10 protein-coding genes are annotated in these 12890 nt (G+C 64.5%); 7 read left to right on the top strand and 3 right to left on the bottom strand.

What is annotated here, in order from left to right; translation table 11 throughout:
• Positions 1-8: 8 nt before the first annotated feature.
• The gene (locus tag ACIQT2_RS18555; protein ID WP_402949360.1) at positions 9-1670 is read right to left on the bottom strand and encodes an alkaline phosphatase D family protein; all 1662 of its coding nucleotides are present in this window, start codon (positions 1668-1670) and stop codon (positions 9-11) included.
• A gap of 104 nt (positions 1671-1774) precedes the next feature.
• On the opposite strand from ACIQT2_RS18555, the gene ACIQT2_RS18550 reads away from it, so the two are divergent.
• Together ACIQT2_RS18550 and ACIQT2_RS18545 are read left to right on the top strand one after the other, a co-directional pair.
• Positions 1775-2395, top strand: coding sequence for an MBL fold metallo-hydrolase (locus tag ACIQT2_RS18550; RefSeq protein WP_402949358.1), 621 nt, complete (start codon positions 1775-1777; stop codon positions 2393-2395).
• Positions 2396-2559: 164 nt separating this feature from the next.
• Positions 2560-3771, top strand: coding sequence for an MFS transporter (locus ACIQT2_RS18545; protein ID WP_402949356.1), 1212 nt, complete (start codon positions 2560-2562; stop codon positions 3769-3771).
• Between the two features lie 72 nt (positions 3772-3843).
• On the opposite strand, the gene ACIQT2_RS18540 is transcribed toward ACIQT2_RS18545, so the two are convergent.
• A complete protein-coding gene (locus ACIQT2_RS18540) occupies positions 3844-4209 on the bottom strand; it encodes a bleomycin resistance protein (RefSeq protein WP_402949449.1) in 366 nt (121 codons plus the stop codon).
• A 36-nt stretch (positions 4210-4245) separates the two neighbouring features.
• A complete protein-coding gene (locus tag ACIQT2_RS18535) occupies positions 4246-5205 on the bottom strand; it encodes a LysR family transcriptional regulator (RefSeq protein ID WP_402949354.1) in 960 nt (319 codons plus the stop codon).
• Between the two features lie 71 nt (positions 5206-5276).
• Here ACIQT2_RS18535 and ACIQT2_RS18530 point away from each other — a divergent pair, with 71 nt between their 5' ends.
• From ACIQT2_RS18530 to ACIQT2_RS18510, 5 genes are all read left to right on the top strand, one after another.
• Positions 5277-7013: an FAD-binding protein gene (locus ACIQT2_RS18530; RefSeq protein WP_402949351.1), complete on the top strand. Its 1737-nt coding sequence runs from the start codon at positions 5277-5279 to the stop codon at positions 7011-7013.
• Between the two features lie 59 nt (positions 7014-7072).
• A complete protein-coding gene (locus tag ACIQT2_RS18525; RefSeq protein WP_402949348.1) occupies positions 7073-7687 on the top strand; it encodes a TetR/AcrR family transcriptional regulator in 615 nt (204 codons plus the stop codon).
• A gap of 350 nt (positions 7688-8037) precedes the next feature.
• A complete protein-coding gene (locus ACIQT2_RS18520; protein ID WP_402949345.1) occupies positions 8038-9525 on the top strand; it encodes an aldehyde dehydrogenase family protein in 1488 nt (495 codons plus the stop codon).
• Positions 9526-11178, top strand: coding sequence for a GMC family oxidoreductase (locus ACIQT2_RS18515; protein WP_402949343.1), 1653 nt, complete (start codon positions 9526-9528; stop codon positions 11176-11178).
• Positions 11179-11289: 111 nt separating this feature from the next.
• The gene (locus ACIQT2_RS18510) at positions 11290-12879 is read left to right on the top strand and encodes an APC family permease (protein WP_402949340.1); all 1590 of its coding nucleotides are present in this window, start codon (positions 11290-11292) and stop codon (positions 12877-12879) included.
• Positions 12880-12890: the final 11 nt, after the last annotated feature.

Below are 12890 nucleotides of genomic sequence, written 5' to 3'. Positions count from 1 at the left end.
GCCAGGCGTCAGCCCAGCGGGTTCAGCGTCTTCGAGAAGATGACGGCACCGTTGGCGTTCCGCAGGCTCACATTGAAGGTGTTGTCGGAACCCAGTTCGACGTGCCCGAAGTACTGGTTCTCTCCATCGCGGGGAGACTCGCCCGGGAAACGCCCGGCCTTGGCGAACACCACCTCCGGCCCGAACGTCCCGTCCATGCCGTTCGGGCCGAAGGAACCCGCGTTGATCGGACCGGCCACGAACTCCCAGAACGGATCGAAGTCCGTGAAGGACGCGCGTTCGGGAGAGTAGTGGTGTGCCGCGCAATAGTGCACGTCCGCGGTCAGCCACACCGTGTTCTTGATGCCGTACTTCTTGAACGCGCTCAGCACGCCGGCGATCTCCAACTCGCGGCCCAGCGGCGCCCCGTTGTCCCGGTTGGACAGGCTCTCCTGGTTCACCGCGCCGTCCGGAACCACGATTCCGAGGGGAAGGTCGGCGGCGATCACCTTCCAGGTCGCCTTCGACTGCCGGACCTCCTTGATCAGCCAGTCCACCTGTTCCCGGCCCAGGATGTTGGTGGCGTAAGGCTCCTTGCCGTCCGTGTTCGGCGACTTGAACGTCCGCATATCCAGGCAGAAGATGTCCAACTGCGGGCCGCGCGAAATCTTCCGGTAGATGCGCGCGGGTTGGTACTGGCCGGCGTCGTACGTTCCCGGACGCCACAGTGCAGCGGAGTCCGCGATCGGCATGTTCTCCTGCCACGCCTGCCGGCCGCGGGCGGCGAGGACGTTTACGTCGCGTTCGGTGTAGCGGGCGTCGTCCAGGATCTGGCCGGGGTACCAGTTGTTGTGGGTTTCGTGGTCGTCCCACTGGGCGATGACAGTTACGTCGGCGAACAGGGCGCGCATGTTGGCGTCCAGGGAGTTGTAGCGGTGGCGCCCGCGGTATTCCTTCAGAGTCTCGGCCACTTTGGCAACGTCCTCCGTGACGATGTTCCGCCACACCTGGCCGTCCTTTTCAGTGACGGTTTCGGCGATGGGGCCGTCGGCGTAGATGGTGTCGCCCGAGTGGATGAAGAGGTCCGGGCGGGTCTGGTGCATGGCCTGGTAGCCGCGCATTCCGCCGATGTCCGGGTTGATGCCCCAGCCCTGCCCGGCGGTATCGCCGGTCCAGACGAAGGACTGCGAGTACGACGCCGGCCTGCCGCCAGCGCGCGCGTCTTGCGAGCCGCCGTCGTTGGCTTTGTTCGTTCCCGGCGCCGTGCGGAAGGTGCCCTGAACAGCCTCCCCGAGGCCGTTCTCGTCTTCGAAGTTCAACTCCAGCGTGAAGCGGGTACCCGCAGGAAGTCCCTTGGCATGGATCTTCGCGGTGAAGTCGCTGGCTTCGCTTGCCAGGGGGCCACGGATGGTTCGGCTGAAACCGTAGCGGCCGCGGAGAATGTCACCTGCGTCGTCGATGGCCCGGAGGGTGGCGGTGAGCCGGCCCGGTCCGGAGGCGCGGGACCACAGGACGGCGGAATCGGTGGTGACATCGCCGGTAGCGATCCCCGTAGGGAGGGTGAGGCGCTTGCGGACCAGGGGGATGGCGTTCGGGGCGGCGTTCGCGGGGCTTCCTGCCGTGGCGAGGCCGGCGAGGGTGAGGCCGGCGAGGGAAGTCTTGACGAGGGAGCGGCGTGAAAGGTCAGTCATGCCGTCCACCCTTTCGAGCCGTTGTGAACAGCGGGTGAGGGTGGGGTGAAGGTTTCGTTGGGCGGTTGCTCGACGCATCCTGTGGTGGGTGGGATTCTGGAGAAATGAATGCAGCCATCCGTGTCACCCCTGTCCGTGTCGGCGAACTTATGGCCGAAGGCGAACCGATGCCGATCTACGTCCATGTCATCGACCACCCCGAAGGGCGCATCCTGGTGGACACCGGCCTGACTGAACTTCATCCGGCAATCGCCGATATGGATCCCCGCCTGAACCCGTTGAACGAGCAGGATTTCGACATCCAGGGCATCGACATGGTGGTCAACACACACCTTCATTTCGACCACTGCGGCGGCAACCATCTCTTCGCCGGCAAACCCATCTACGTCCAGCGGCAGGAACTCGACGACGCCCGCACCAAGGAGGACTACACCATCCCTCACTGGGTGGACGCACCCGGGGTTGATTACGTGACGGTGGATGGCGAGTTCGAGCTGCTTCCCGGGGTGCGCCTCCTTCCCGCGCCAGGGCACACCGCGGGTTCGCAGATTGTGGTCGTAGACGGCGACAACGGGCCGACCATCATCGCCGGTGACACTGCCGTGTGGTTCGGAGAACTGGATGATCCGGGCACGGGGGGACAACGGCTGGTGTTGTCGTTGAACCCGGACAAGGTGTGGCTCACGCACACCGACGAGCCGTGGAGACCCGCGGCCACGGGCTGAACACGTCGCCTGCGCTGGTGCTGCCGCGTCGTCGACCGGCCGGCTTCCGGAGTGCTGCGGACACTGTGGACTTCGGGCATGATGCAGCCTAAGATCAAAACCAAGTTTGACTAGGTTTTCATCCACGCGCTGCCGTGCAGCCACTTCGACGGAGACACCGCAGCATGACAGACCAACTGACCCGCAGCCCCTCGGCGTTGCGGGTGGTGCTCGCCACCCCCTTGTATCGCGGCGCAACGCTGGCACTGTTCTTCTCCGGACTCGGCTTCTCCGCCGCAGCTCCGCACATTGCCCGCTTCCTGGTGGAGGACTTGGGCAGCTCATTGACGGTCGCGGGACTCTACTATCTGACGAACCTCACCGCTTTAGGGGCGGGGTACCTTGTTGGACGGCGTTCTGATCACACGGGCCGCAGACTCGGCCCGTTCCGGCTCTGCGCAGTGGCCGGTTTCCTGGGGTGGCTGGGGATCGCGTTCTCAACCGAGCTCTGGATGCCGTTTGCCATCAGCGCCCTTGTCCTCGGCTTCGCCGGTGCCGCCACCTCCCAACTGTTCGCAGCGATTCATGATGAACTCCAGGCCAATCCTTCGCCGGCAGGTGATGGCGTGATCTCCTACGTCCGGATGTCGCTCACCCTGGGTTGGGTGATTGGCCCGGTAGCAGGCTCTTTCCTGGGCGCCCAACTCGGCCTGCGTGCCATGCTGATGGCTACGGCGGTCTGCACCCTGGCACAGTTGCTTCCTCTGGGAACTCTTCGGGACCGGGCCCGGAACACCGCAACAGGGATCGCCCCGACGCCGAACACCCAAGTATCACTCAAGACCATGTGGCCATTGCTGGCCTTCACGGGCCTCTACATCCTGGTGTACGCCGGAGAACCCATCAAGTACGCCTACCTTCCCATCTACATGAATGACCACCAGTATCCGCCGACACTCGGCGGCATCATCATCGGCATCCAACCGCTCGTGGAACTGATCCTGATGCCAGTGGCGGCGGTCCTTGCCCGCCGGACCGGAATGCTCAACCTCATGGTCCTCGGGGCGCTGTTCGGCGTCGGAGCGAACGTGCTCTTCGCGCTCAGCGGCTCACCCGTCGGGCTGCTGATCGCGCAGGTCCTCATGGGCGGCGTCTGGGGCATCTTCGCAGGCCTCGGAATCATCGTGGCCCAACGCCTGCTCCCCCAGGCAGTAGCCACCGCTTCGGCGATCTTCATCAGCGCGCCCGCGGTCAGCTCCGCACTGGGAGGACTTGTGGGCGGCCTGGGAGTTGGCGTCGTGGGTTTGCCCTTGGTCTTTCTGGCCCCCGGCGCCCTGGCGCTCACGGCTGCAGGTGGACTGTATGCGCTCCAGTTGCGGTTAGGCCGCCGGATCTAGGCCGAACCTGGCGAACGACGCCGGCCTGCCGCCCGCGCGCCCGACTCCAGTGCCGCCGTCGTCGGCTTCTGCTCAAAACGACTGCTCGATCAGCGTCAGCTGGGTGCCGTCAGGATCCACCAGGTAGCCTGCCCGGAGGCCCCAGGACTGCATCCTCACGGGGCGCAGCCTGGGCATGCCGGTGGTCATCACGGGTACGCCGGAACGCTGTATGGCTTCGTAGAGCCCATCGACGTCGGCAACCCGAACGGAGCACATGAAGTTGCTGGTGAACGGGTCAAGGTCCGGGGCGGGAAAGAACTCCAACTGCAGGCCGCCCCGCGTCAGGATCAGCCAGCCCTCATCGCGGAAAACCCGCTCGAAGCCGAAGCCACTGTAAAAGGCTTCGGTCACGTCGAAGTCCGCGGACGGAAGGTTCGGTACGGCACGGTCAGGCAGGAGTGTCGGGACCATGGACCTATCTTGGCACGAGGGTCACCGCTTGCGAGCCGGTGTCGCTGAGAGCAGGCCTGCTGTCGCTGCGCTGGTTGAGGACAGGTCATTGGCCGTTTCGATGACCAGATCCTGCATGGCCTGGGCTGCACGCGTGAGCGGTACGTCGTTTCGGTGCGCCAGGCTGATGGAGCGCGTGAAGCGCGGGGCCGTAAGCCGCACCGAGTGCAAACCTGGCCTGTCCACCATCACCATGGCCGGAACCACGGCCACACCCAGTCCGCGTTCCACGCAGCGCAGTACGGCGTCCATTTCGGCGCCCTCAAGGACGATCCTGGGAGTGAGGCCCGCCGCGCGGAAGGCCTGTGTGGTGGTTGCCCGCAGTTCATAGTTTTCCTGGAAAGTGATCTGCGGCAGTTCAGCCAATTCGGTGAGCGTCAGGGTTTCAACGCCCTCCAGGAGATCGCGCCTGGCCGAGGAGATGACCACGAGTTCCTCACTCAGGATCGGAAGCATTCCCAGGCTGGGCGAGGGGGTTGGCGCGTCCTCCGATTTGGTGACGAGGGCAAGGTCCAGCGCACCATTGGCCAGTTCCTCCAGTAAACCCAGCGAACCGCCCTCTGACAGGTGCAACTCGATGCCCGGATAGGCGGAATGGAAAGAGGTCAGGACTTCGGCAACGAGGCTGATGCACAATGTCGGGGTAGCGCCGATGCGCACCCTCCCGCGCCTGAGTCCGGCCAACTCCTGCATTTCAAATCGAACGGTGTCGGCATCTGCCAGCATCCGGGTCGCCAACGGCAGGAGTGCTTCCCCCGCTGCGGTCAACGTGACGTTGCCCCTGACGCGATGGAAAAGGGCCGCTCCGAGGTCGGACTCAAGGGTGGAGATTTGCCGACTCAACGATGGCTGGGCCAGATGCAGATACCCGGCGGCCCGGGTGAAGTGCCCCATCTGGTGTACGGTCACGAAGCTCCGGAGCTGTTCAAGATTCACCTTCATAGCCTATATGCATCAAGTTGAGCCAAACAATGCATTGGACTGATCATAGAATCGGTTTTTAGCATGAATTTATGAACACTTCCCCCACAGAAAAGCAGATCTCCACTACTGTCCTCGTCATCGGGACGGGCGGATCAGGCCTCCGCGCGTCCATAGAGCTGGCCGAAATGGGAGTCGGCGTGCTCGCCGTCGGCAAACGCCAGCGCACGGACGCCCACACCTCCCTTGCCGCCGGCGGCATCAACGCAGCGCTCGGCACCATGGATGAAGACGACAGCTGGCAGCAACACGCAGCAGACACCATCAAGGAAAGCTACTACCTCGCCAACCCCCACACGGTAGAGATCGTTGCCCGCGGAGCCGCTCAAGGCATCCAAGACCTGGAACGCTACGGAATGGCGTTCGCCCGCGAGGACGACGGCCGCATTTCCCAACGCTTCTTCGGCGCCCACACCTTCCGGCGCACGGCCTTCGCCGGCGACTACACCGGGCTGGAGATCCAACGCAGCCTGGTTGCCAGAGCCCAGCAGTTGGAGATCCCCATACTGGACGAGGTGTACATCACCCGCCTGCTCGTGAAGGACAACCAGGTCTTCGGAGCCTACGGCTTCGACCTCAACAACGGCACCCGTTACCTCATCCATGCCGACGCAGTGGTCCTGGCCGCCGGAGGGCACAACCGCATCTGGCGCCGCACCTCCTCACGCCGCGACGAGAACACCGGAGACTCGTTCCGCCTCGCCGTCGACGCAGGGGCAAGGCTCCGCGACGCCGAACTCGTGCAGTTCCACCCGTCTGGGATCATCGAACCCGAAAGCGCCGCAGGCACCCTGATCTCCGAAGCCGCCCGCGGTGAAGGCGGCATCCTGCGCAACGACCTCGGCGAACGGTTCATGGAACGCTACGACCCGGAACGCATGGAACTGTCCACCCGCGACCGGGTTGCACTGGCCGCCTACACCGAAATCAAGGAAGGCCGCGGCACCCCCAATGGCGGAGTCTGGCTCGATGTGTCCCATCTTCCCCGTGAAACCATCATGGATCGCCTGCCACGGGTCTACCAGACCATGCTGGAAGTCCAGATGCTCGATATCACAGCCACCCCGATTGAAATTGCCCCGACAGCCCATTACTCGATGGGCGGGGTCTGGGTTCGCCCGGAAGATCACAGCACGGACGTGGCCGGCCTGTATGCCATCGGGGAAGCATCCAGCGGGCTCCACGGCGCGAACCGGCTCGGCGGCAATTCCCTCATCGAACTGCTCGTCTTCGGCCGGATCGTCGCCCAAGCAGCCGCCGGCTACTCTGCATCCCTCACGTCCCAGCCACGATCAGCCGAAGCGCTGGCCCAGGCGCGGGCGGAGATCGACGAGCTGCTCGCCGCCGATGGCACCGAGAACGTGCGGGCACTTCAGCGGGCCATCCGCAACATGATGACCGAACACGCCGGCGTCGTCCGGGACGAAGACGGCCTCATGACCGGCCTCGCGAAACTCAACGCCATCGAAGAACGCATGCAAAACATCGGCGTCCACCCAGACCTCGCCGGCTACCAGGACCTGGCCCACGCCTTCGACCTCAAAGCCTCGGCACTCGCCGCCCGCGCCACCCTCGAATCCGCCATCGAACGCCGCGAAACCCGCGGCTGCCACAACCGCAGCGACTACCCAGGGATGGATGCGGAACTGCAGGTCAACCTCGTCTGGTCACCCACCACAGGCGTGGCTAAGGAACAGATCCCGGCCATCCCCGCCGAGATCGCCGCCCTGATGAAGGAAGTCTCAACGGTGGGCAAGCTGGTGGAGTAAGCCGGACGGTCCGTCGACCCAAAGTGCGCTCCCGCCAACTTAGGCAATAGTGTGGCCTCATGGGGACAAACGCCTTGAATAAGGGTACGCAGAACAACGGCGAACAGCTCGACAAGCAGTCCCGCATTCTCGAAGCAGCCATGGAGCTGCTCTCGCGCCACGGCATCGCCGGAGTGAGCATGAGGGCAGTGGCCCGCGAAGCCGGAGTGGCGCTGGGCCTGGTGAACTATTACTACGACGACAAAACGAGCCTCATCCGCGCGGCCCTGCGCCGCGTGGATGAGGACGACCTCCTCCTCGTCGCCGCGAACTCCGAGGCAGACCCAGGCGAACATCTGCGCCAGGCCCTCCGCCGCGTCGCCGGCCCTGACCTGCTGACCACGCCTTACCTTTCCCTACGCCTCCACCTCTGGGCCCTGGCCCAGGCTGATGAGGGCTACGCGGAAATCAATGCCGCGGCTTTCGACCGCTACCTCGACGGCGTCGCGACCCTGATCAACAACGCCACACCCGCGCTTTCCTGGGAGGAATGCCGGGACCGCGCCGCTGACATCGTCGTCATCCAGAACGGCATGTGGCTGACCTCCCTGCTGGGCATAGACAAAGGCGCCATCCAGCGCAGCATCGCCCGCACGGAGGAAATCGCCTTCGCCCCGGCGCGCGACGCCAAGTAGCTCAACGCCAGAGTCCCGCCGGGGCAAAGTCACAAACAGGCTAATTGATATATCTCACCTCAAAACGCTTGAACGATCGTTCAAAGTGGTTTAGTGTACTTCTATGACTTAGGACACACCTACTCCGGGCCGGTCACTACACGCCCAGTTTCACTCCTCTGCAAAGTCGCCAACGCTGAACCACTCCGCATAACCCAAGACACCGGACAGCACCGCACCACCGCCAACCAGCCCCGCGCCTTACAAGGCGCAGCTGCGCTGTACCCAAAAACGCCGCACCGGAACCTCAACACCACCCCTGAAACACCCGCCCTACCTTTGAACACCGGGCCCAATTCCTAGGGAGATCCATGCCAAAAACGCTTTTCATCAACGGCTCATGGGAGGCGGCTGCCTCCGGCGCCGTCCGCGAAATCCGCAACCCCGCCGACGGCGAACTCGTCGCCACCGTATCCGAGGGCGGCAAGGAGGACGCCGAACGCGCCATAGAAGCGGCGCGCGCTGCTTTCGACTCCGGCGTCTGGTCCTCAACCCCCGCCCCGGAGCGCGGCGCCTTCCTCCTGAAGGTCGCAGCCGGGCTACGGGAACACCGGGAAAAGTTCGCCCGCGCCGAATCGCTGGACACGGGCAAACGGATCATCGAGAGCCGGATCGACATCGATGACATCGCCGCCTGCTTCGAGTACTTCGGCAGGATCGCCGGCCAGCAGGCGGGCAGGCTGGTGGACGCGGGCAACGCGGACGTCGTCAGCCGGATCGACTACGAACCGGTGGGCGTCTGCGGCCTCATCACCCCGTGGAACTACCCTCTCCTGCAGGCCGCGTGGAAGATCGCCCCGGCTCTGGCAGCAGGATGCACCTTCGTCCTCAAGCCATCCGAACTGACACCCTCCACGAGCATCCTGGCCATGCAGCTCCTGCAGGACCTCGGACTGCCCGACGGCGTCGCGAACCTTGTCACGGGTGCCGGCGCCCAGGCGGGTGCACCGCTTTCGGAACATCCCGCCGTCGACCTCGTCTCCTTCACCGGCGGCCTGGAAACCGGCAAGCGGATCGCCGCGGCGGCGGCCGCGACGGTCAAGAAAGTGGCGCTGGAACTCGGCGGCAAGAACCCCAACGTGATCTTCGCCGACGCTGACTTCGATGCCGCCGTCGACAATGCCCTCAACGGTGCCTTCGTCCACTCCGGCCAGGTCTGCTCGGCGGGTGCCCGGCTGGTGGTGGAGGAATCGATGGCCGAGCGTTTCGTCGATGAGCTGGTCCGCCGCGCCGAAAGCATCCGCCTGGGCGGGCCGTTCGACGATGACGCCGAGACCGGACCGCTGATCTCCGCGGCCCACCGGGACAAGGTCCACACCTACGTCCAGCGGGGGCTCCAAGAAGGCGCCCGGTTGCGGACTGGCGGCGCGCCGGTTGAGGGCGGGACGTACGACGCCGGGTTCTACTACCAGCCCACCGTCCTGGACCGCGTTACCCGGGGGATGTCCGTGGTCACCGACGAGGCGTTCGGTCCAGTAGTGACGGTGGAGACGTTCCGTACCGAAGACGAGGCCGTGGCAACCGCCAACGACACGATCTATGGACTGGCCGGTGCCGTGTGGACGCAGGATGCCGGCAAGGCCCAACGTGTGGCCAAGCGCCTGCGGCACGGCACGGTCTGGATCAACGATTACCACCCCTACCTCCCCCAGGCCGAATGGGGCGGGTTCGGCCAATCCGGAGTCGGCCGCGAACTCGGGCCCACCGGGCTGGCCGAATACCAGGAAGCCAAGCACATCTACCAGAACACCAGCCCGCAGGTAACCGGCTGGTTCGCTGACCACAGCAAGGAGAACTAGATGCACTTCGACACCATTGACAACCTCGGCGAGCGCGCGTTCGACTACGTCGTGATCGGCGGCGGGTCCGCCGGAGCAGCCGTGGCCGCGAGGCTGAGCGAGGATCCGGACGTGACAGTGGCCCTCGTAGAGGCGGGCCCGGACGACCGCAACCTGCCCGAAATCCTGCAGCTGGACCGCTGGATGGAACTGCTGGAGTCCGGCTACGACTGGGACTATCCCATCGAGCCGCAGGAAAACGGCAACTCGTTCATGCGCCACGCCCGCGCCAAGGTGATGGGCGGCTGCTCCAGCCACAATTCCTGCATCGCTTTCTGGGCTCCCCGCGAGGACCTGGACGAATGGGAGTCAAAGTACGGCGCCACCGGCTGGAATGCCGACGCCGCCTGGCCGCTGTACAAGCGGCTGGAAACGAACGAGGACGCCGGCCCTGATTCCCCGCACCACGGCGACTCGGGCCCTGTGCACCTGATGAACGTGCCGCCGGCAGATCCTTCCGGCGTCGCACTGCTGGACGCTTGCGAACAGGCAGGCATCCCCCGGGCGAAGTTCAACACAGGCACCACGGTGGTCAACGGAGCCAACTTCTTCCAGATCAACCGCCGCTCGGATGGCACCCGGTCCTCCAGTTCGGTGTCCTACATCCATCCCATCATCGAGCGCCCCAACTTCACTTTGCTGACCGGCCTGAGGGCCCGCCAACTGGTGTTCGACGCGGACAAGCGTTGCACCGGCGTCGATGTTGTTGATTCGGCGTTCGGCCGCACCCACCGCCTTGGCGCACGCCACGAGGTGATCCTCTCCACCGGTGCCATCGACTCCCCCAAGCTGCTGATGCTTTCCGGCATTGGCCCGGCCGCACACCTCGCGGAGCACGGGATCGAGGCCTTGGTCGACTCTCCGGGCGTGGGCGAAAACCTGCAGGACCACCCAGAGGGCGTGGTGCAGTTTGAGGCAAGGCAGCCCATGGTGCAGTCCTCCACCCAGTGGTGGGAGATCGGCATCTTCACCCCCACCGAGGAGGGCCTGGACCGTCCGGACCTCATGATGCACTACGGCTCGGTTCCGTTCGACATGAACACCCTGCGCTACGGCTACCCCACCACGGAGAACGGCTTTAGCCTCACCCCTAACGTCACCCATGCCCGTTCCCGCGGCACAGTCCGCCTGCGCAGCAGGGACTTCCGCGACAAGCCCATGGTGGACCCGCGCTACTTCACGGACCCCGAAGGCCACGACATGCGCGTCATGGTTGCGGGCATCCGCAAAGCCAGGGAGATCGCCGCGCAGCCCGCCATGGCTGAGTGGACTGGGCGCGAACTCTCGCCCGGCATCGAGGCGCAGACGGACGAGGAATTGCGGGAGTACATCCGCAGGACCCACAACACCGTGTACCACCCGGTGGGCACGGTCCGCATGGGAGCGTACGACGACGATATGTCACCTTTGGATCCCGGGTTGCGGGTCAAGGGGGTCACCGGCCTCCGGGTCGCCGATGCGTCCGTCATGCCCGAACATGTCACCGTCAACCCCAACATCACCGTCATGATGATCGGCGAGCGGTGCGCTGATCTGATCCGGTCCAGCCGTCTTCACGCCAACGGCGCAGCCCTCGAACGGGAAGAGGAGGATTTCTCGCCTTCGTATGCCTAAGCGCCAAGCCCGGCGGGGCTGTTCCTGCCGGGCACAACCACCACAGCAAACTTCGATTCGCCGCGCCCCAGGGCGGCCGATCCCATCTTGCTTTCCTGATTAGGAGTCCACATGGAACCCATCAAGAGTAATGATTCAAGCGGCATGGACGAATTTGGCTACACGCAGACCCTGGACCGCAGCATCGGCAAATTCGCCAGTTTCGCTGCCGGCGTCAGCTACATCTCCATCCTTACCGGTGTTTTCCAGCTGTTCTATTTCGGCTTTTCCATGGCCGGACCGGCTTACGCCTGGTCCTGGCCCATCGTCTTCGTCGGCCAACTCATGGTTGCCCTCTGCTTCGCCGAGCTTGCCGGCCGCTACCCGGTGGCCGGGTCGGTCTACAACTGGGCCAAACGGCTTTCTTCCGGGACCCCGTCCTGGCTGGCAGGTTGGCTGCTGATGTTGTCCTCCATCATGGCCTTGGGGTCTGTAGCACTGGCGCTGCAGATCACCCTGCCCCAACTTTGGTCCGGCTTCCAGTTCGTGGGCGACGGCAGCGGACCCTTTGATTTCGCCATGAACGGTGTGGTTCTGGCGACGATCATGATCACCATCTCCACGCTGATCAACGCGTTCGGCGTAAAGCTCATGACGCGCATCAACAGCATCGGCGTTTTCGTGGAGCTGATTGCCGCGGTACTGCTGATCCTGGCGCTCGGCTGGCATGTGGTCCGCGGTCCGGAGGTCTTCTTCGACACGGCCGGCTTCGGTGAAGGCCATGACCTGGGCTTTTTCGGCGTCTTCCTGATCGGCGCCATGGCCTCCGGCTACGTCATGTACGGATTCGACACCGCCAGTTCCTTGGGCGAGGAGACCAAGGACCCCAAGAAGACGGCACCGAAAGCGATCATCCGAGCGGTCACAGCGTCCTTCCTGCTGGGCGGATTGATCCTGTTGTTTGGCATCCTGGCAGCACCGGACCTCACGGACCCCAAGGTGGGCGCAGCCGACGGCGGGCTCCAGCACATTGTTCTCAGTGTCCTCGGCGGGCCTTTCGGCAAGGCGTTCCTTGTGTGCATCGTCGTCGCCGTGGTGGTCTGCACGCTGGCCGTCCATGCTGCTGCGATCCGCATGATGTTCGCCATGGCCCGGGACAACAACCTCCCGTTCAGCCGCCAGCTCAGCAAGGTGGACCCGGTACGCCGGACCCCCACCGTGGCAGCCATTGTCATCGGCGTACTGGCCGTCATTCCGCTGCTCATCAACGTGATGCAGCCGGCCATCTTCACCATCCTGTCCAGCATCAGCATTGTCCTGATCTACCTGTCTTACCTGCTGGTCACTGTGCCGCTGCTGCGGAAGCGGTTCCTGAAGAAGTGGCCGATAGCGGACGCTCCCGGTTCCGAGTCCGGCTTCTCCCTGGGAAAGTGGGGCCTGCCGGTGAACATCCTCGCCGTGCTGTGGGGCGGTGCCATGACCATCAACCTGATCTGGCCGCGACAGGAGATCTACAACTCCGTCCCGCCCTTCGAGTGGTACCTGCAGTGGGGTGGAGTGATCTTCGTGGCTGCTGTCACCGTGGGTGGGGCCCTTCTCTACCGGCTGAAGATCCGGCACCAGACGGGCATCCTGGCTGAACACGCCGCGAACCTTCCGGCCCATCCATCCTCGGGCGCAGAACCGGTCCCCCAAAACCCGCCACCCGCCGTCGTACCTTAGGAGCCAGGCAC

Source organism: Paenarthrobacter sp. NPDC090522 (genome assembly GCF_044769225.1).
GTDB lineage: Bacteria > Actinomycetota > Actinomycetes > Actinomycetales > Micrococcaceae > Arthrobacter.
Note: the sequence above shows the minus strand (reverse complement) of the source record. Positions and strands in the feature narration are given on the sequence as shown.